The sequence below is a fragment of the Pseudomonas sp. BMW13 genome, from assembly GCF_013357275.1.
Classification (GTDB): Bacteria; Pseudomonadota; Gammaproteobacteria; order Pseudomonadales; family Pseudomonadaceae; genus Aquipseudomonas; species Aquipseudomonas khazarica.
In genome coordinates, this window is the sequence record NZ_SUKD01000006.1 from 1 (window position 1) to 18189 (window position 18189).

The 18189-nt window shown below is 62.2% G+C and carries 18 protein-coding genes, 2 tRNA genes and 1 pseudogene; 11 read left to right on the forward strand and 10 right to left on the reverse strand.

What is annotated here, in order from left to right:
• Positions 1 to 79 precede the first annotated feature (79 nt).
• Together E4487_RS06295 and E4487_RS06300 are read left to right on the forward strand one after the other, a co-directional pair.
• A tRNA-Pro gene (locus tag E4487_RS06295) sits at positions 80 to 156 on the forward strand.
• Between the two features lie 5 nt (positions 157 to 161).
• A tRNA-Lys gene (locus tag E4487_RS06300) sits at positions 162 to 237 on the forward strand.
• A 216-nt stretch (positions 238 to 453) separates the two neighbouring features.
• Here the strand turns inward: E4487_RS06300 and E4487_RS06305 are convergent.
• The 4 genes from E4487_RS06305 to E4487_RS06320 all read right to left on the reverse strand — a co-directional run bounded on the left by E4487_RS06305 (position 454) and on the right by E4487_RS06320 (position 3191).
• Complete coding sequence (locus E4487_RS06305) at positions 454 to 1755, reverse strand: NAD(P)/FAD-dependent oxidoreductase (protein WP_037046213.1); 1302 nt, start codon at positions 1753 to 1755, stop codon at positions 454 to 456.
• A gap of 63 nt (positions 1756 to 1818) precedes the next feature.
• Positions 1819 to 1992 (reverse strand): DUF3094 domain-containing protein, encoded by a 174-nt coding sequence (locus E4487_RS06310; protein WP_037046215.1) that lies wholly within the window; start codon positions 1990 to 1992, stop codon positions 1819 to 1821.
• Between the two features lie 24 nt (positions 1993 to 2016).
• On the reverse strand, positions 2017 to 2565 hold the full coding sequence (locus E4487_RS06315) for an MOSC domain-containing protein (RefSeq protein ID WP_037046217.1): 549 nt from the start codon (positions 2563 to 2565) through the stop codon (positions 2017 to 2019).
• Positions 2562 to 3191, reverse strand: coding sequence for a DUF1780 domain-containing protein (locus E4487_RS06320; RefSeq protein ID WP_037046220.1), 630 nt, complete (start codon positions 3189 to 3191; stop codon positions 2562 to 2564). Before E4487_RS06320 ends, E4487_RS06315 begins: the two co-directional genes overlap by 4 nt.
• Before the next feature lie 119 nt (positions 3192 to 3310).
• Between E4487_RS06320 and E4487_RS06325 the strand changes: the two genes are divergently transcribed.
• A complete protein-coding gene (locus tag E4487_RS06325; RefSeq protein WP_037046222.1) occupies positions 3311 to 4000 on the forward strand; it encodes an energy-coupling factor ABC transporter permease in 690 nt (229 codons plus the stop codon).
• A gap of 103 nt (positions 4001 to 4103) precedes the next feature.
• Entirely contained in the window at positions 4104 to 4319 is a 216-nt protein-coding gene (locus E4487_RS06330; protein WP_175252960.1) for a hypothetical protein, read from the forward strand.
• 54 nt (positions 4320 to 4373) lie between these two features.
• On the opposite strand, the gene yacG is transcribed toward E4487_RS06330, so the two are convergent.
• The 5 genes from yacG to pilB form a co-directional block, all read right to left on the reverse strand.
• The gene (yacG, locus tag E4487_RS06335) at positions 4374 to 4568 is read right to left on the reverse strand and encodes a DNA gyrase inhibitor YacG (RefSeq protein WP_175252961.1); all 195 of its coding nucleotides are present in this window, start codon (positions 4566 to 4568) and stop codon (positions 4374 to 4376) included.
• Positions 4565 to 5173, reverse strand: a complete 609-nt coding sequence (gene coaE / locus E4487_RS06340; RefSeq protein WP_175252962.1) for a dephospho-CoA kinase — start codon at positions 5171 to 5173, stop codon at positions 4565 to 4567. Before coaE ends, yacG begins: the two co-directional genes overlap by 4 nt.
• Positions 5174 to 5353: 180 nt before the next feature.
• Entirely contained in the window at positions 5354 to 6223 is an 870-nt protein-coding gene (locus tag E4487_RS06345; protein ID WP_175252963.1) for an A24 family peptidase, read from the reverse strand.
• Entirely contained in the window at positions 6224 to 7441 is a 1218-nt protein-coding gene (locus tag E4487_RS06350; RefSeq protein WP_218952866.1) for a type II secretion system F family protein, read from the reverse strand.
• Between the two features lie 2 nt (positions 7442 to 7443).
• Positions 7444 to 9147, reverse strand: a complete 1704-nt coding sequence (gene pilB, locus E4487_RS06355) for a type IV-A pilus assembly ATPase PilB (RefSeq protein WP_175252964.1) — start codon at positions 9145 to 9147, stop codon at positions 7444 to 7446.
• A gap of 223 nt (positions 9148 to 9370) precedes the next feature.
• Between pilB and E4487_RS06360 the strand changes: the two genes are divergently transcribed.
• Positions 9371 to 9859, forward strand: a complete 489-nt coding sequence (locus E4487_RS06360) for a pilin (RefSeq protein ID WP_218952867.1) — start codon at positions 9371 to 9373, stop codon at positions 9857 to 9859.
• 110 nt (positions 9860 to 9969) lie between these two features.
• Positions 9970 to 10704, forward strand: coding sequence for a TfpX/TfpZ family type IV pilin accessory protein (tfpZ, locus tag E4487_RS06365; protein WP_175252965.1), 735 nt, complete (start codon positions 9970 to 9972; stop codon positions 10702 to 10704).
• Positions 10705 to 10726: 22 nt separating this feature from the next.
• Here the strand turns inward: tfpZ and nadC are convergent, their stop codons facing one another.
• Entirely contained in the window at positions 10727 to 11575 is an 849-nt protein-coding gene (gene nadC / locus E4487_RS06370; protein ID WP_175252966.1) for a carboxylating nicotinate-nucleotide diphosphorylase, read from the reverse strand.
• 375 nt (positions 11576 to 11950) lie between these two features.
• Between nadC and E4487_RS06375 the strand changes: the two genes are divergently transcribed.
• The 5 genes and pseudogenes from E4487_RS06375 (at position 11951) to E4487_RS24825 (ending at position 18177) form a co-directional block, all read left to right on the forward strand.
• Entirely contained in the window at positions 11951 to 14257 is a 2307-nt protein-coding gene (locus tag E4487_RS06375) for a DUF1631 domain-containing protein (protein ID WP_150608078.1), read from the forward strand.
• Between the two features lie 191 nt (positions 14258 to 14448).
• Positions 14449 to 14997: a 1,6-anhydro-N-acetylmuramyl-L-alanine amidase AmpD gene (ampD, locus tag E4487_RS06380; RefSeq protein ID WP_175252967.1), complete on the forward strand. Its 549-nt coding sequence runs from the start codon at positions 14449 to 14451 to the stop codon at positions 14995 to 14997.
• Positions 14998 to 15009: 12 nt separating this feature from the next.
• Complete coding sequence (gene ampE, locus E4487_RS06385) at positions 15010 to 15843, forward strand: regulatory signaling modulator protein AmpE (RefSeq protein ID WP_047592421.1); 834 nt, start codon at positions 15010 to 15012, stop codon at positions 15841 to 15843.
• A 1272-nt stretch (positions 15844 to 17115) separates the two neighbouring features.
• A pseudogene (locus E4487_RS24820) lies at positions 17116 to 17322 on the forward strand (HAMP domain-containing protein); the annotation flags it as partial.
• Between the two features lie 150 nt (positions 17323 to 17472).
• The gene (locus tag E4487_RS24825; RefSeq protein WP_373921507.1) at positions 17473 to 18177 is read left to right on the forward strand and encodes a methyl-accepting chemotaxis protein; all 705 of its coding nucleotides are present in this window, start codon (positions 17473 to 17475) and stop codon (positions 18175 to 18177) included.
• The last annotated feature ends 12 nt before the right edge of the window (positions 18178 to 18189 follow it).

Genomic DNA, 18189 nt, shown 5'->3' on the forward strand with positions numbered 1-18189 from the left:
ATAGCTCAGTCGGTAGAGCAAATGACTGTTAATCATTGGGTCCCTGGTTCGAGTCCAGGTCGCGGAGCCAAATTCCAATCGGGGTATAGCGCAGTCCGGTAGCGCGCTTGCTTTGGGAGCAAGATGTCGGGAGTTCGAATCCCCCTACCCCGACCATATTTGGGTCGTTAGCTCAGTTGGTAGAGCAGTTGGCTTTTAACCAATTGGTCGTAGGTTCGAATCCTACACGACCCACCACCATTCGAAGAAGCCCGCCTAGCGCGGGCTTTTTCGTGTCTGGCGTTCGGGTTTGCGGCGTGGTCGCTCGCTTGTCTCTCCTCTCGCGCTTGCGGAGAGGAGGTGGGGGAGGGTGTAAGCGGGGTATGTGGACGCCGGTTTTGCCCTCTCCCGCCCTGCGGGCACCCTCTCCCATAAATGGGAGAGGGTCATCAGAAGGCCGCTCCGCGGCCGCTGTCAGTGCAGTTTCAGGCGCGGCTCGGTGCTGCGGCCGATGCGGTCGCTGAGCATCAGCAGCAGCGTGCGCGGCACGCCGTACAGCGCCATCTGGTGCATGCGATACAGCGATACGTAGAACACGCGCGCCAGCCAGCCTTCCAGCATCACGCTTCCGGTGAGGTTGCCCATCAGATTGCCCACGGCGGAGAAGCTCGACAGCGAAATCAGCGAGCCGTAGTCACGATAGCGATACTCCGGCAGTGCCTGGCCGCTGATCTTCAGGCGCAGCGACTTGGCCAGCAGTGACGCCTGCTGGTGCGCGGCCTGGGCGCGCGGAGGCACGTTGCGCCCTTCGCTGCCGGGTTGCGGGCAGGCGGCGCAGTCACCGAAGGCGAATACGTCGTCATCCCGCGTGGTTTGCAGCGTCGGGCGTACCTGCAGCTGGTTGATACGGTTGCTCTCCAGGCCATCCAGGTCCTTGAGAAAGCCCGGTGCGCGGATACCGGCGGCCCATACCTTCAGGCTGGCGGGGATGAAGTTGCCGTCGGCGGTCTTCAGGCCTTCGGCCGTCACTTCGCTGACGGCGGCGCCGGTCAGCACGGTAACGCCGAGTTTTTCCAGGGTCTTGTGTACCGGCCGGGCGATGCGCTCGGGCAGGGCCGGGAGAACGCGCGGGCCCGCTTCGATCAGGGTGATGCGCATGTCTTCGGGGCGAATCCGGTTCAGGCCGTAGGCTGCCAGCTGTTTTGCCGCATGGTGCAACTCGGCCGCCAGTTCCACCCCGGTGGCCCCGGCGCCGACGATGGCGATGTTGATCTGCGAGCCATCCTCGTGCTCGCTGGCGTGGGCGCGCAGGTAGTGGCTGAGCATGCGGCGGTGGAAGCGCTCGGCCTGCTCGCGGGTATCCAGCAGGATGCAGTGCTCGGCGGCGCCAGGCGTGCCGAAGTCGTTGGTGGTGCTGCCCACCGCGATCACCAGGCTGTCGTAGGCGATGCGCCGCTCGGGCATCAGCACCTGGCCGTCATCGTCCAGGGTCGGGGCTAGGGTGATGTGCTTGTCCGCGCGGTCGAGACCGGACATGCGGCCGAGCTGGAACTCGAAATGATTCCACTTGGCCTGCGCCACGTAGTTCAGTTCGTCTTCCGAGGAGTTCAGCGAGCCGGCCGCCACTTCGTGCAGCAGGGGCTTCCAGATATGGGTGAGGTTGGCGTCGACCAGGATGATCCGGGCTGCGCCGCTCTTGCCCAGTTTTCTACCAAGGCGGGTGGCCAGCTCCAAACCGCCGGCGCCGCCGCCGACAATCACGATGCGATGGGACATGGAAAGTGCTCACAAGGCTTTGAAAAAGACGGTGTGAGTGCGAGAGGGCGAGCGCGAGGCAGCTCATAGCACCAGTCGACTCAGAAAGCGGCTCAGCAGGCCCAGGCCGATGACGGCGATCAGCACGATGGTGAGCAGGCGCCAGACGCGAAAGGGCTGACGCTCGACCTGATGCTGCGGCGCACTCAGGTACTGATCGACTTTCTGCTGGTCTTCGGGGCTCAGGCGGCTGGTCATGGAAGGGCCTCTGCGTGAATGCGGCTATTCTAGGCGCGCCCGCCAGCCTTGGCGAGCGTCGTTGTCCTGCGGGTCAGAAAGGTTGTCGAGGATTTCGACTCGCACGCTGTCGTCGAGGCGAATGATGCCGCCCTCGATCACCCGTGCGGTGATGCCGCCATGGCCGCGCATGGCCTGGAAGGTGCCACGGCCAAGGCGCTCCTCGAGGCGCGCGCAGGGCTGGCACCAGCCGGTGGTCTGCAGGAGCGCCTGGCCGATGCGGAAATAGCGGCCCTTGAGGCTGAACAGGTTGATGCCGGCGACCGCGATATTGCGCCGTAGCTCGTCCGGCGGCAGTGGCGTGTCGCGGCCGAGCAGGGCGGCGACCACGGCCAGGTGCTCCCACTGGATCAGGGTGACCTGCCGTGCGTTGCGTGGTCCGGGGCGGCTGTGGTCGCCGGTCAGTCCGGCTTCACGGCGGGCCTCGACGGCTTCGACTTCGAGCATGGCTTCCCGTGCCTTGGGGCGTACGCCAATCCAGCGCACGCGTCCGCTTTGCGGCACATCGGCCAGCAGTTCCTGCAGCGGGCTCACAGGCCGATACCGATGTCGAACAGCACGCTGCGGCCCAGGTTGTGGCGCAGGAAATCCGGGGCGTCCGGGTGGGCGAACAGCACGCGGGCGAAGCGCGGACCGACCAGCGACAGCGAACGCCAGCCCTGGCGCAGGTACTCGGTGGGCGGTGGGAAATGGCTGTTGCAGTCCAGCACGGCCCGCTTGAGGCTGACGAACGCGACCAGGTCCAGCTCGCCCAGGTCGATGCCGCGCTCGCGGTAGTTGTGTGCCTTTTTGCGCAAGGTCGGAGCCAGGCGCGCCTGCATTTCGCTGGCGGGAATGCGCTTGGGGCGGGCTTCGCGGCGCACCAGCTGGCTCAGGGAAAAGGCACTGCGACGGCGCTCCAGCTCGGCTCGCCATTCGTCGTTGAGGCGCCGCCCCTCGTCGAGGACGAAGAACACTTCGAAGTTGGCCTCGCGAAACAGCACGTCGGGCGGTTCCTGGCCGCTCGGGTTGAAGTCGTCGCTGTGGTGGCGCACGTTCAGTGCCTGCAGCAGGCGCTGGCAGACCCAGCGTTCACGCTCCCATTTCCTGGCGTTGGAGAGGAAGGCGTTGGCCTGTTCGGCCTGATGCGTGAGCAGACGCAGGTAGTCGGAATCGTCCATCACCGAAGCTTAGCCGTTGCACGGGGCGATGCGCCAGGTGTCTGAACAGGCGTTCTGAGGCGGTGTAGACTGCCTGGCAAACCCCGCGAGCGACGAACGGAAAGGAAGGTCGAGACCCCATGATCGCTTCTGAGCTGTTGGCGTTCAGCACATTGCTGGGCGGTTGGCTGATCTATGCACTGGCGCTGCTCTGGGCACTGGTGCGCGCGCCCTGGCTGGAGCTGTTCAGCGATCTGCGCCGCCAGCACCTGCTGTTCGGCACGATGCTGGGGTTGTTCCTGCTCTGGCTGGTGCGTCGCGATTTCGACTCGGGGCTGTCCTACCACTTCATCGGCATGACGGCGGTCACCCTGTTGCTGGACTGGCCCCTGGCGATACTGGCAGGCCTGGCAGCGCAGATGGGGTTGCTGGTCATGGGGCGTCTGGATCTGGCCGCGCTTGGCGTCAATGGCGTGCTGCTGGTGCTGATCCCGGTGCTGGTGACCGAGCTGTGCGCGATACGGGTGGAGCGCGCGCAGCCCCGCAATCTGTTCGTCTACATCTTCTTCTGCGGCTTCTTTCCCGCGGCACTGGCCACCCTGATGACCTTGCTCGGTGGTCTGGCATTGCTGTGGATGGATGGCCTGTACCCGATGCCGCCGTGGCTCGATGACTTTGCCGGGTACCTGTGGCTGGTGGCGTTTCCCGAGGCCTTCATCAACGGCACGATCGTCACGGCACTGGTGGTGTTCTATCCCGACTGGCTGGAGACCTTCAATCGCAGTCGCTACCTGCAGGCGCCCTGGAAGGAAGGCGATCGCGGCGAGTGAATGGCGCTGCATCGAGCGCCTGAATGGCGGGCCAGGCGTTGACGCGAGTCAATGCCCGGGCAGGGGCGTGCGCCATGCTGTGGAAAACCATGGGAGGCTAGGCATGAGCATTTACAAGTGGGCCAGAGACGCCCTTGGCGACGACCTGCGTGAGGCCGAGGCGCAGGGCTTCGATCGGCTGATGGTGCTGCGTGCGTTGCTGGCGGAGGTGGTGCAGCAGAACAAGGCGTCGCGCAACGCGCAGGAGCTGGCGCACGAGCTGCAGTTTCTTGCCGACAACCTCGACGAGGAGCGTGACTACGCTTTCATGCGCCCTTGAGCGGCAGCGGGGAGCCGCTTCGAGCGACGGGCTGCTTGGCCAGGCGGTTGCTGCTCAGTGCGGCCGCGTCGGCAGGTCGCCGCTGAACAGCTCGTCTTCCAGGTTGTCGCCGGGGATGGCGTGTTCTTCCGCAGCCCAGGCGCCCAGATCGATCAGTTTGCAGCGTTCGCAGCAGAAGGGGCGGTAGGTGCTTTCCGTTTTCCATTCGACGGGCGCGCCGCAGGTGGGGCATTGAACGGTGGTGGTCATGATTGGCCTCCGCGCAGGGTCAGATAGAAGGTGTGCAGACGCTCGACTTGCGCATCGAGCCAGGCCAGGTCGCGATCGTTGTTCAGCACGTCGTCGGCATGCCGCAGCCGCTCCTCGCGGCTGGCCTGTGCCTGCATGATGGCGCGTACCTGCTCCTCGGAGCTCTGGTCGCGGGCGATGGTGCGTTGCACCTGCAGGTCAGCGGGCGTGTCGACGACCAGAATACGCTGCGTCATATGGCGCTGGCCGGACTCCACCAGCAGCGGCGACACCAGGATGGCGTAGGGTGACTCGGCGCGCGCCAGGACCTGCACGATTTCCTGGCCGATCAGTGGGTGCAGCAGGCTTTCCAGCCAGCGGCGTTGCTCCGGGTCGGTGAAGATCAGCTTGCGCAGCGCGGCGCGGTCCAGCTCGCCATTCGCCTGCAGCACACCGTTGCCGAAATGCTCGACGATCCTGGCCAGCGCCGGTCGTCCTGGCTCCACGACCCAGCGCGCCGCGTGATCGGCATCGACCACATGTACGCCGCGTTCGATGAAGCCTTGCGCCACGGCGCTCTTGCCGCTGCCGATGCCGCCGGTGAGGCCAAGTATCCAGGGTTTCATAACGCCGATGCGGTCCCGTGATTGCTCAAGGGCGCGATTGTAAGGGGGATTGCCGGGTGAGGCGAACAGTCAGTGGATGCGTACCCGCCGGCGAGCGGATGAGCGTGTGTATCGCTGGCGAGCTGACTCCTGCAGGAGTCAGCGTCATGCAGTGTGGATCTTGGGGGGCGGTATGGATTCCTAGAAGCCGGCAAACTTCAGGTAGCTGCCGGTAATCACATCGCCCCACAGCAGCGCGATCCAGCCGGCAATGGCCAGATAGGGCCCGAAGGGCATCGGCGTGCTGGAGTCGCTGCCGCGCATGCGCAGCAGGATCACGCCAAGTACCGCGCCAACCAGCGAAGACAGGAGGATGGTCAGCGGCAGAATCTGCCAGCCACCCCAGGCGCCAAGCATTGCCAGGAGCTTGAAGTCGCCGTAGCCCATGCCTTCCTTGCCGGTGACCAGCTTGAACAGCCAGTACACCGACCACAGGCTCAGGTAGCCGGCAATGGCGCCCCAGAGCGCGTCTTCCAGGCTGGTGAACAGGCCGAAGCCGTTGACGATCAGGCCCAGCCACAGCAGCGGCAGTACCAGAATGTCCGGCAGGATCTGGTGGTCGGCGTCGATCAGGCTCATCGCCAGCAGGCCCCAGCTCAGTGCCAGCATGGCGCCGGTCTGCCAGGTGAAACCGAAGTGCCAGGCGATATAGCCGGACAGCACACCGCAGGCCAGCTCCACCAGGGGGTAGCGCTTGCTGATGGGCGTCTTGCAGTTCGAGCATTTGCCACGCAGGAACAGGTAGCTGATGACCGGCACGTTCTCCCAGGGGCGAATCTCATGCCCGCAGCCAGGGCAGCAGGAGTTCGGCAGCACCAGGTTGAAGGTCTCTGCTTGAGGTGCCGACGGTATCTCCAGCACCTCGCGGGCCTGGGCTTGCCAGTCGCGGTGGAGCATCTTCGGCAGGCGGTAGATCACGACGTTGAGGAAGCTGCCGATTAGGACACCAAATAGTGCGATACATAAAACAAAGGCCAGCGCATGGCTGGCCAGGAAGTCAAGGACGAGCATTTAAACCACGGAGCCCAGTTGGAATATGGGGAGGTACATTGCGATGATCAGGCCGCCGACCAGTACACCCAGTACGGACATGATGATGGGTTCCATCAGGCTGGTTAGGCCGTCAACCATGTTGTCCACTTCTGCTTCGTAAAAACTGGCGACTTTATCCAGCATTTCATCCAGTGAGCCGGACTCTTCACCAATGGCTGTCATTTGCACCGCCATGCTTGGGAATGTGCCAGTGGTGCGCATGGAGAAGTTTAATTGCATGCCTGTGGAGACATCAGCCTTTACTTTGTTTGTTGCATTCTTGAATACGATGTTACCGGTCGCGCCAGCCACGGAGTCCAATGCATCCACTAGGGGGACACCTGCGGCAAATGTAGTGGACAGTGTGCGAGCGAAACGTGCGACTGCAGATTTGTACAGGATATCGCCGACGATGGGGAGCTTGAGTACGCCCCGGTCTACCGAGTCTCGCAGCTTTTGGGATCGTTTCATCGACTCTTTGAAGGTGAAGGCGGCTGCAAAAATAACGATCAGGATGATGAACCACCACTCCTGCAGTGACTGAGATATGCCAATGACCATCTGGGTGAAAGCCGGCAGCTCTGCACCAAAGTTTGCGAAAACCTGCTCAAATTGTGGCACGACTTTAATCAGTAGGATGGCGGTTACAATGACGGCCACTACCACAACGGCAATGGGGTAGTTCATTGCCTTTTTGATCTTCGCTTTCAGTGCCTCGGTTTTCTCTTTGTAGGTCGCGATACGGTCCAGCAGGTTTTCCAGGGCACCGGCTTGCTCTCCCGACTCCACCAAGTTGCAGTAAAGTTCATCGAAGTATTCAGGTTTTTTTCGCAGTGAGGTGGCAAAGCTGTTTCCCGCTGCTACTTCCTGCTTTATCTCGTCAACCAGCTTCTGCATGTTGGGATTGTCGAAACCTTCGGCAATGATGTCGAAGGACTGCAGTAGTGGCACCCCGGCCTTCATCATGGTCGCCATCTGTCGGGTGAACAGGGCGATATCCATGGGCTTGATCTTCTTGCCCTTGCTGAAGGACAGGGAGGATTGCTTGCGCACCTTGGTCGGATTGATGCCCTGTTTGCGCAGCTGTGCCTTGACCAGGGCAGGGTTCTGCCCATTGATCACGCCGGAGACGACCGCGCCGCGTCTGTCTTTGCCTTCCCACTTGAATGCGCTGGTTTTTAGAGCTTTTTCCGCCATGGTTAATCCTTGGTCACGCGGTTGACTTCCTCAAGGCTGGTAACCCCTTGCATGGCCTTGAGCAAAGCGGAGGTGCGTAGATCATTAAAGCCGTCTTTACGCATCTGTGTGGCGATATCGATGGAGTTGCCTTCCTCCATGATAATCCGCTGCAGGTTGGCCGTGTTTTTAACCACTTCATAAATACCGACACGACCCTTGTAGCCGCCCTTGCAATTATCGCAGCCAACCGGGCCGTAGATCTTGAAGGTGCCGATCTTGTCTTCGGGGAAACCTTCGGCCAGCAGGGTATCGCGTGGTACGTCGACTTCTTTTTTGCAAGTGCTGCACAGCTTGCGTGCCAGGCGTTGGGCAATGATCAGGTTGACCGAGGTGGCGATGTTGAACGACGGCACGCCCATGTTACGCAGGCGAGTCAGGGTTTCTGCCGCGCTGTTGGTGTGCAGGGTGGACATCACCATGTGTCCGGTTTGTGCGGCCTTGACGGCGATTGAGGCGGTGTCGAGGTCACGGATCTCGCCCACCATGATGATGTCCGGGTCCTGACGCAGGAACGCACGCAAGGCTTGGGTGAAGTCCATGCCCTGCTTGGGATTGACGTTGACCTGGTTGATACCCTCGAGGTTGATCTCCACCGGGTCTTCCGCAGTCGAGATGTTCACGTCCGGGGTATTGAGAATATTCAGGCCGGTATAGAGCGAAACGGTCTTGCCCGAACCGGTGGGGCCGGTCACCAGGATCATGCCCTGTGGTTGCTTGAGGGCGCTAAGGTATAGCTCCTTCTGATCCTCCTCATAACCGAGGGCATCGATACCCATCTGTGCGCTGGTCGGATCGAGAATCCGCATCACGATTTTCTCGCCCCACAGAGTGGGCAGTGTGTTGACGCGGAAGTCGATGGCCTTGGTCTTGGAGATCTTCATCTTGATCCGACCATCTTGTGGCTTGCGGCGCTCGGAAATATCCAGAGCGGCCATGACCTTCAGGCGGGCGGAGATGCGTGGGGCAAGTTGGATTGGCGGGCGGGCAACTTCATGTAACAGGCCGTCCGTTCGGAAGCGTACCCGGTACGCTTTTTCGTAAGGTTCAAAGTGCAGGTCGGATGAGCCTCCCTTGATGGCGTCCAGCAGCATCTTGTTGACGAAGCGCACCACCGGGGCGTCATCTGCATCAGCGCCACTGTCACCGGCAGGCTTGTCGTCGTCCACTGCTTCGACATCCAGCCCGTCCAGGTCGACATCGGCGAGGTCCTCCATGCCACTGGTGGATGAGTCGAAGAACTTGTCGATCGCGTCGCCCAGCTTGTCATCCTCGACCAGAATCGCTTCGGTGGTGAGGCCGGTGCTGAACTGCACATCGGTCACGGACTGATGGTTGGTCGGGTCAGAGAGGCCAACGAACAGCTTGTTGCCGCGTCGCCAGAGCGGCAGCACGCGATGCTGGCGTACCAGCTTCTCGCTGACCAGGTCGCGCGGCTGCCCTTCCTTGTCGATGGCGTGGAGGTCAAAGAAAGCCACGCCGAACTGCTCGGCAGCCAGTTCGGCCAGGGCTCGGCTTTTGACCAGCTTGTTCTGCACGAGATAGGTGACCAGCGAGAGTTTATTGCGCTGGGCCTGCTGCTGGGCCTGTTGGGCTGCTTTTTCGTCCAGTAGCTCGGCCAGCACCATCTGCTTGGCCAGACCGGACAGGGTTACGCTTTCGTTCATCAGAGGCTCCACAAACTATGCTTGCCTTATAACCCAGTCGCCAGAGGGCTGCCAAACGCGCTTGTGTGGGGTGACAAAAAATGGCAGTTAGTGCTTGGTTGGGTTTGCATGTGCAGTTGAAGAGTGATCCAGTTGCCCAGAAAAGGTGGCTGTGGAAAGTTGGCACGTAGACTGCATTGTGCTTTGCAGGTCGCAGGACCTATCCATTTCTAGGAGAGAATGCATGAAAGCTCAAATGCAAAAAGGCTTTACCCTGATCGAATTGATGATCGTGGTTGCGATCATCGGTATTCTGGCTGCCGTCGCTCTGCCGGCCTACCAGGACTACACTGCACGTGCCAAGCTGTCCGAAGTTATTCTGGCCGGTTCGGTGTGCAAAACTTCTATTCAGGAATCCGCAGATGCCGGCCTGCGTGCAGCAAAAACGGGCGATGACTGGGGTTGTGGTGAAGAAGGTTCTGCTAACCCAGTTGAAACTCAATACGTTGAGAAGATCAACACTGATGCTGCTGGCGTGATCACTATCACCGCTCAGAACATTAAGGCCACTGACGTCGATGGTCAGACCGTGATTCTGACTCCTTATTCCGATGCTGGGGGCTCTACTGCAATGGGCTCTGGCGATTACGTTTCCCCGGATAACATTCCTGTCAAAGCTTGGATCTGCACCTTCAGCGGCGATGCCAAGTACATGCCGGCTACCTGCCGCTAATCTCGCTGCAGGCAACGGGTGGTGTTGATGCCATCTGGCGCATAGCATGAGTGGGGCGCCCCGTTTTACGGGGCGTTCTTGTTTCTGCTCTTGATGCAATGGACTTTTTGATGAGTGCCCGTTTCAAAGCTTTCTTTATCCATCTGCTCTGCTCCCTGGGGCTCGCCTTGTGCGGTCTGTACTGGGTATTTGAAGTCTGGTACCCCGCGCCGTTACACATTGCGCTTGGTGTGACCTCCATTTTTATCCTGCTGATATCGGTGGATGTGATAATCGGGCCGCTGTTGACCTTGCTGGTTTACAAACCGGGTAAGAAGACTTTGGTGCTCGATCTTTCGGTGATCGTGGTACTGCAAATGGGGGCGTTGACGTATGGTCTGTGGTCGGTAAGTCAGGGGCGTCCGGCCTGGATCGTCTTCAATACGGACCGTTTCGATCTTGTGCAGGTGTTAGATATTGATGAGCGGGGCCTGGCGAGCGCTTCGCCAGCATATCGTGCTGCGTCTTGGTTTGGGCCGCAGTGGGTAGGGGCTCGTAAGCCCGATGATGCTCGCCAGCAGCAAGATCTTATCTTTGAGAGCTTGGCTGGCGGCAGTGATCTTGCCCAGAGACCGGAGTTTTTTGTTCCGCTGAGTGCTCTGTCAGAACAAATGCAGCAGCGTGTTCAGCCCCTGCAGCGTCTGAATGAGTTCAATGACAATGCAAGCGTGGCTCATGTGCTGAAGAAGTGGCCTCAGGCTGTTGCCTGGGTACCGATGATGGCGCGTGTTGAGCCGATGGTGGTGCTACTGGGAGAGAATCACAAGGTTCTGGCAGTAGTTGCGCTCCATCCTTGGGCTCCTTAGTGGGTATAGGGGGCAGAATTTCTCACAGCGCCAACCGCATCGACAAATCCACCGCCTTCACATCCTTGGTCAGCGTCCCCAGCGAGATGTAGTCCACTCCGGTCTCGGCGATCACGCGCAGGGTGCTGTCGGTGATGCCGCCCGAGGCTTCGAGTTTCGCGCGGCCGGCGGTGAGTTTGACCGCTTCGCGCATGTCCTCCAGTGACAGCTCGTCGAGCATGACGATGTCGGCGCCCGCGTCGAGGGCTTCGCGCAGTTCTTCCAGGCTTTCCACTTCTATCTCCACCGGCTTGCCCGGGGCGATCTGGTGGGCGGCGTTCACCGCCTGGGCGATGCCGCCGCAGGCGGCGATGTGGTTTTCCTTGATCAGGAAGGCGTCATACAGGCCGATGCGGTGGTTGTGGCAGCCGCCGCAGGTCACCGCATACTTCTGGGCCAGGCGCAGGCCGGGAAGGGTCTTGCGGGTGTCCAGCAGTTTCACCCGGGAGCCTTCGACCAGGTCGGCGTAGTGGCTGCAGCGGGTCGCCACTGCCGAAAGGGTCTGCAGGAAGTTGAGAGCTGCGCGTTCTCCGCTGAGCAGCGCGCGTGCCGGGCCCTCCAGGCTGAACAGGGTCTGCTCGGCTTGGGCGCGCTCGCCGTCCTGCACGTGCCAGTGCACCGTGACCCGCGGATCGACCTGGCGAAAGACCGCATCGACCCACGCCGTGCCGCAGATGGTCGCTGCTTCGCGGGTGATCACGCGGGCGCTGGCCAGTCGCTCCGCCGGAATCAGCTGGGCCGTGATGTCCCCGCTGCCGATGTCTTCGGCCAGGGCACGGCGGACATTGGCTTCGATTTCGCTGCTGAGGTCGGCGAGGGTCAGGTTGGGCATGATCGGCTCCGGAGTAGGCGAGGGGCGATTATAGAGGCAGGACGGCATCGGGCTACAGCGCTCGCGGGCATCGCTTCGATCCACGGGTGACGAGCAGAGCTCTGCCCGACCGCCGGTGCGGCGTCACGCGGCTGTCAGCGTTAGTCTGTAGGCTCCACGGTCGTCGGGTACTGGCTACCGTCTGGAGGTGGCGTGTGGCTATCTGTGACCTGCATCATGTCTGTAGGAAAAATTGGCTTGGTATGGCTCGCAGCCTCCCTATAATGCCTTTACATTTTTCATTATTGACGCCAGGCCTTTGACGTTAGGGATGACGCTCGGTTGACGCTGTGCAGACCAGGAAGCCCGGGTTCGGGCAGTCTGCGGGAGACTAGAATGAAGACCGACGCGAATGTGGTGCACCTGAACAAGGCCACCGCAGAGCAATCGCCAACTTCGCCGGTAGGAAGACTGCCCGTGGCGCTGATTCAGGTGCGTGACAAAGCCGCGCAACAGCTCAAGCAGAATCTGCAGAGTCTGTTCGACAACGCCGACGATACCCTCTTCGAGATGGCGGATCGGGCGACCAGCAATGCCGAGCAGAATGCCTTCTTCGAGGCCATGCGCGACCTGCGTCTCAAGCGCAAGACCATCGAGCGTGGTTTCCTGCAGAAGGTGTTCGAGTCTTTCGCCAATCTCAACCAGTACGAGATCGGCAAGCCGCAGCCTGCCCTGGATGCGGTGTCCTTCGACAGCCTCAGCCTGGTGCAGAACGACGAACTGGAAGAAACCGTGGCACTGGACGCCATGGTGGCCAAGGTCATGAGTCGTGACGCCGCAGCGCTGGGGCATCTTACTACGCGTCTCAACGCGGTGATCAGCAAGAAGCTGGATGACAAGAGCAACCCGCTCGGTCCGACCCTGCTCAGCGAATACTTCCTCGATGCCTGCAGCGGCCTGGGTGTCGAGATCAAGGTCAAGCTGATCATCCTCAAGCTGTTCGAGAAGTACGTCCTGGGCAGCTGCGACAATCTGTATGCCGAGGCCAACCAGGCGCTGGTCAGTGCCGGCGTATTGCCCGAGCTGAAATCCGCACCACCGCGCCGCCAGTCGCGCCCGGCAGCCTCCACTTACGTGCAGTCCTCTGCCGAGGAAGGCATGCCGCTACTCGAAGGGGCCGACCAGGGCGTGCAGGAGGTCTTCGGCGCGCTGCAGGACCTGTTGTCCCAGGTGCGTGGCAGCGCGATGCCGCGCCGCGCCCAGGTAGCCGATGCGCTGCCCATCACCAGCAACGATCTGATGCGCCTGCTCTCGCACATGCAGCAGCGCACGCCGGCGCAGATCAACCTCGACGACTTCGACCTGCGCAACCAGCTCGAGCACCTGCTCGAGCGCGCCAGTGCCAAGAGTGGCAAGGCGCGTGTGGTCGGTGAAGTCGACGAGGACGTGATCAACCTGGTGTCGATGCTGTTCGAGTTCATCCTCGACGACCGCACCCTGCCGGATTCGCTCAAGGCGCTGATCGGCCGCCTGCAGATCCCGATGCTCAAGGTCGCGGTGCTGGACAAGACCTTCTTCAGCCGTGGCAGCCATCCGGCTCGTCGCCTGCTCAACGAAATTGCCTCTGCGGCATTGGGCTGGGGCGAGCAGGACGATGCGCAGCGCGACAGCCTGTATCAGAAGATCGAACAGGTGGTGCAGCGTCTGCTGAACGACTTCGTCGATGACCCGGCGATTTTCTCCGAGTTGCTCGCTGACTTCATGGCCTTCACGGGCGATGAGCGTCGCCGCAGCGAGTTGCTCGAACAACGCACCCGTGATGCCGAGGAAGGCAGCGCCAAGGCCGAGCTTGCCCGCCGTCAGGTCGAACAGGCATTGAACGAGCGCCTGCTGGGCAAGACGCTGCCCGAGGTGGTGGTGCGTTTGCTGCAGGAAGCCTGGAGCAAGGTGCTGATGCTCACCTGCCTCAAGCACGGCGTGGAATCGCCGGAGTGGCAGGCTGCCCTGCAGACCATGGATGACCTGGTCTGGAGCGTTGCGCCGCATGAGGACCCGGAAGCCCGTCTGCAACTGCTGGAGCTGGTCCCGGGCCTGCTCAAGGCTTTGCGCGAAGGCATGGCCAGCGCAGCCTTCGATCCGTTCTCCACCAGCGAGTTCTTCAGCCAGCTGGAAGTGCTGCATGTGCAGGCCTTCCAGCGCTTCAAGCGCGCTGCTGCCGAGGCCGAGGTCACGCCCGAGCAGGCCGAGGCCGTGCAGGCTGACGCCGGCGAGGGTGACCTCGAACTGCCGCTGCTGGAGTTGCCCGCCGAGGAAGCGGTGGTCGAGGACGCACCGGCGATGGTCGAGGTGGTCGAGGAAATCATCCTGCTGGCTCCAGGGCAGACCCGCCCACAGGAGCCGGAAGTGATGTTGCCGGACGACGACGAGGCGCTGCTGCAGGTAGACAGCCTGCGTGTGGGCAGCTGGGTCGAATTCCAGGAAGACGAGGAGCACAAGCTGCGTTGCAAGCTGGCGGCCATCATCAAACCGACCGGCAAGTATGTGTTCGTCAACCGCACCGGTATGAAGGTGCTGGAGAAGAGCCGCAACTCGCTGGCCGTGGAGTTCCGTCGCAACGCCATTCGCCTGCTCGACGATGCGCTGCTGTTCGATCGCGCGCTGGAGTCGGTGATCGGCAACCTGCGCAAGCTGAAAAACGCCTGATCGATCGCCGATGCGTGCGCTGTCCTCAGGGCACGCGCTTCCGGCGTGAGGCATTGCATGCCTCGTCCTGGCGTGCCTGACGGCGACACGACCCATTCGACATTTCCTGTCCCGCGCACATCCTGTTGCCGTCTCGCGCTTGGCCGTCCGGGTTGGCTGCTCTAGAGTGATGGCTCGCTCAGGAGTGTCACATGCAGCTCGACCCCTCAACCGGCTGGTTTCAGGGCATTTGTCATTGCCCGTCACCCAACTTCAACGCCCGTCCCGACGGCGAGATCTCGTTGCTCGTGGTGCACAACATCAGCCTGCCGCCTGGACAGTTCGGTACCGGCAGGGTGCAGGCGTTCTTCCAGAACCGCCTGGCGACGGATGAGCACCCCTTCTTCTCCGAAATTGCCGACCTGCAGGTCTCTGCGCATTTCTTCATCGAGCGTGATGGCTCGCTGACGCAATTCGTCTCCTGCCTGGATCGCGCCTGGCATGCCGGTGTTTCCCGCTTCGATGGACGGGACAACTGCAATGATTTTTCGCTAGGTGTGGAGATGGAGGGGACCGATGACCAGCCCTACACTGACAGTCAGTACGCAAGGCTGACCGAGCTGACGCGCCAGTTGCTGGACGCCTACCCGGCCATCTCGACCCAGCGCATTCGTGGGCACTGCGACATCGCGCCGGGACGCAAGACCGATCCGGGCCCCGCGTTCGACTGGCCACGCCTGTACGCCACATTGAAGGATTGAGGAGAGGTAGCGATGAGTTTTCTGGTCATTCTGCTGGTGCTTTGGGTCGAGAAGTTCTCCGCCTGGCGCCTGCGCATCCAGCAGGACGGCCCCTGGCTCGCGCAGTTGCGACGCGTGCAGCAGGGCAGTCTGCAGCAGGCACCGTGGCTGTGCCTGGGCCTTCTGGTGCTTCTGCCAGTCGCGGCACTGGGGTTGGTCCTGCTCGTGCTCAAGCCGCTGGCCTATGGCTGGCTTGCCTTGCCGGTGCACCTGCTGGTGCTGATCTACAGCCTGGGCCGTGGCGATCTGCTCGCAGCCCTAGGCCCTTTCCGTGATGCCTGGCGTCGCGGTGATGGGCAGGCCGCCTACCACGTCGCCGAGCGTGACCTGGCGTTGCAGCCGGAAGAGGGCACTCAGCTGCTGCAGCAGGTCCAGGGGCACTTGCTGTGGCAGGCCTACCAGAGTTTCTTCGCGGTGATCTTCTGGTATCTGCTGCTCGGTCCGCTGGCGGCGCTGGCCTACCGGCTGCTGGCGCTGACGTCCGAGCACGCCGAGCAGGCCGCGCTGCGCGAGCGGGCGGTTCAGCTGCGACACGCCTTCGACTGGTTGCCGGCGCGGGTGCTGGCTTCCAGCTTCGCCCTGGTGGGCAACTTCGTTGCGGTCACTCGTGCCCTGTTGCACGAGTTGCTCAGCTGGGACATCGCCGCCGCCCAACTGGTGATCAAGGCCGGGCGTGCAGCGGGGGAGATGCCGGCCCCGGTCATGGGTGAGGAGGGCGTGGATACGCTGGATCAGCTGTGGCAGCTGCTGATTCGCGCCGCAGTGGTCTGGTACGCCGCTTACGCGGTGTGGGTGCTGCTCATCTAGAGGTGATCGGAGCGCCCTGGCGAACGTTGGCCGGGGTCGCTGCAACCTCGAAGGCTTCCTGCGAGGCGGTTCGGGGTGTCGCGCGGGTTTAACCTTAAGTTACAGAGAGGCGGGTCGATAAGGGGTATAAGGGGGCGGTAGCCTGTCCTGTTTAGTGATTCGCGTCACATTTATCTGCCTGTATTCGCCGCGTGGATTCGCGCGCCGCAGGTCGGGCTGCACAGGACGCCGTCGTCAGCCCGTGAGAGGCTCAGCGGCCGTTCAAGCAACACCCATAACAATAATGGCAACTGGAGACGTCTAGTGAAGACCGTGTTGTATCCGGCCATCGCGCTGATGAATCGCCTCAGCTTCGGCATGAAGTTCAGTCTGATCAGTGTCCTGTTTTTCCTGCCCATGCTGGTCACCAATTTCTATCTGGTGCGTGACTCCTACCGACAGTTCGTCGGGACCGAGAATGCACTGGAGAGCCTCGAGCTGCTGGGCCAGAGTCTGCAGCTGCGGCGTGACCTGGAAAGCCTCAATGACCTGGTGCAGATTAACTCGATGATCGGCCAGTCCGGCCAGGCGGGCGATCTGGAAAGCCGCATCGGCCAGCTGCAGCAGGCGTTGAGCGCGGGGCTGCAGGGCCTGGAGCCGGTCACCCAGGATGCCGAGCAGGCGGCCGAGTTCGTCAGCAAGCGCGACGAGCTGCTGGCGGATCTCAAGAGCGCGGAAGGCGAGACGTCGCTGCAGAGCAAGGCGGTCATCGTCGAGAAGCTGCTCGGCTCCTCGCAGGTGTTCATCAAGCTGGTGGCCAGCCAGGCCGGTCTCAGCCAGGACCCGCAGCGCCAGGTTCGCCAGATCACCGAGCTGATCACCAACGTCACTCCGCAGATCACCGACGTGCTGAGCCAGGGCCGTGCCATCGGCGCCTACTCGCTGGGGCAGGGCTTTCTCAACTCGGCAGCCAGCACCAAGTTCGATGATCTGTTGCTGCAGCTGGAGAAGCTGCACGCCGAATATGGCCTGAACCTGCAGGAGGCGCTGGCGGGCAGCGTCGCCGCGCAGAATGGCCTGGGCGGTCTGGCCGAGGCCAGTCGGCAGAGCCTGAAGGACAGTGCTGTGCTGTTCGAGGACCAGGTGATCATCGCCGACAGTCTCGATACGCCCTGGGCCCAGTTCTACGAGCAGGTCAGCCAGCAGATGGCCAAGACCTACGCGTTCAACGATGGCCTGCTGGCCTTTCTCGATAGCCAGCTGAGCGAGCGCCTGACCGAGAACCGCGCGCAGATGGTGTTGCTGGTGGTCGCGCTGGTCGTGGTGTTCCTGCTGATCGTCTACCTCTACAGCGGTTTCTACGTGTCCACGCGCTCGACTCTGAAGACCCTTGGCCAGGTCATGGACAAGGTGGCGGCTGGCGACATGACGGTCACCTTCCAGGCGCAGAGTCGCGACGAACTGGGTGAGCTGGGGCAGGTGTTCAACCAGACCGTCATGCGTATCCATGACCTGATCGAGCGCGTCGGCCACACGGTCGGCGAAGTGGGCGGCCAGGCCGACCGCGTCGAGCTGGTGTCGGGCGAGAGCAACCAGGCCGTCGCCGGTCAGCGCGCGCAGATCGAGCAGGTCGCCACGGCGATGAACCAGATGTCGGCCACGGCCCAGGAAGTGGCGCGTAGCGCCGCCGCTGCGGTGAACAGTGCACAGAGCGTCAACCAGGAAACGGTCAGCGGCCGGGCACTGGTCGAGTCGCAGGTCGGGGCTATCCAGCGCCTGGCCGGGGAAATCGACCAGTCGGTGGCGGTCATCGACCAACTGGCCAGCGACAGTGCCGCCATCAGCCAGGTGCTGGACGTGATCAAGGGCATCGCCGAGCAGACCAACCTGCTGGCGCTCAACGCGGCCATCGAGGCGGCGCGTGCCGGAGAGCAGGGGCGCGGGTTCGCGGTGGTCGCCGACGAGGTGCGCAACCTGGCCAAGCGCACCCAGCAGTCCACCGAGGAGATCGAGGCGATGATCGCCAAGCTCCAGGGCGGTGTCGGCGCCGCCGTCAAGGCGATGAATGCCAGCCACCAGATGGCCGATGGCACGGTCAGCGAGTCGGCCAAGGTGCAGCAGGCACTGGAGAACATTCTCGGCGCGGTGGGCATGATCGTCGATCAGAACCAGCAGATCGCGGCGGCCGCCGAGCAGCAGACCGCCGTGGCGCACGATATCGACCAGAACATCGTCGAGATCAACCATGCCGGTGAGCGCACCGCCGCTGGCGCGAGCCAGACCGAGCAGGCCAGCCGCGAGTTGAGCGAACTGGTCACCCGCCTCAAGCAGTTGATCGGCGCGTTCCGCGTCTGATCGGCCCGAGGG

Coding starts and splice junctions, on each gene's coding strand:
- E4487_RS06305 (WP_037046213.1), bottom strand. CDS start 1,755: ATGTCCCATCGCATCGTGATTGTCGGCGGCGGCGCCGGCGGTTTGGAG.
- E4487_RS06310 (WP_037046215.1), bottom strand. CDS start 1,992: ATGACCAGCCGCCTGAGCCCCGAAGACCAGCAGAAAGTCGATCAGTAC.
- E4487_RS06320 (WP_037046220.1), bottom strand. CDS start 3,191: ATGGACGATTCCGACTACCTGCGTCTGCTCACGCATCAGGCCGAACAG.
- E4487_RS06325 (WP_037046222.1), top strand. CDS start 3,311: ATGATCGCTTCTGAGCTGTTGGCGTTCAGCACATTGCTGGGCGGTTGG.
- E4487_RS06330 (WP_175252960.1), top strand. CDS start 4,104: ATGAGCATTTACAAGTGGGCCAGAGACGCCCTTGGCGACGACCTGCGT.
- yacG (WP_175252961.1), bottom strand. CDS start 4,568: ATGACCACCACCGTTCAATGCCCCACCTGCGGCGCGCCCGTCGAATGG.
- coaE (WP_175252962.1), bottom strand. CDS start 5,173: ATGAAACCCTGGATACTTGGCCTCACCGGCGGCATCGGCAGCGGCAAG.
- E4487_RS06345 (WP_175252963.1), bottom strand. CDS start 6,223: ATGCTCGTCCTTGACTTCCTGGCCAGCCATGCGCTGGCCTTTGTTTTA.
- E4487_RS06350 (WP_218952866.1), bottom strand. CDS start 7,441: ATGGCGGAAAAAGCTCTAAAAACCAGCGCATTCAAGTGGGAAGGCAAA.
- pilB (WP_175252964.1), bottom strand. CDS start 9,147: ATGAACGAAAGCGTAACCCTGTCCGGTCTGGCCAAGCAGATGGTGCTG.
- E4487_RS06360 (WP_218952867.1), top strand. CDS start 9,371: ATGAAAGCTCAAATGCAAAAAGGCTTTACCCTGATCGAATTGATGATC.
- tfpZ (WP_175252965.1), top strand. CDS start 9,970: ATGAGTGCCCGTTTCAAAGCTTTCTTTATCCATCTGCTCTGCTCCCTG.
- nadC (WP_175252966.1), bottom strand. CDS start 11,575: ATGCCCAACCTGACCCTCGCCGACCTCAGCAGCGAAATCGAAGCCAAT.
- E4487_RS06375 (WP_150608078.1), top strand. CDS start 11,951: ATGAAGACCGACGCGAATGTGGTGCACCTGAACAAGGCCACCGCAGAG.
- ampD (WP_175252967.1), top strand. CDS start 14,449: ATGCAGCTCGACCCCTCAACCGGCTGGTTTCAGGGCATTTGTCATTGC.
- ampE (WP_047592421.1), top strand. CDS start 15,010: ATGAGTTTTCTGGTCATTCTGCTGGTGCTTTGGGTCGAGAAGTTCTCC.
- E4487_RS24825 (WP_373921507.1), top strand. CDS start 17,473: ATGTCGGCCACGGCCCAGGAAGTGGCGCGTAGCGCCGCCGCTGCGGTG.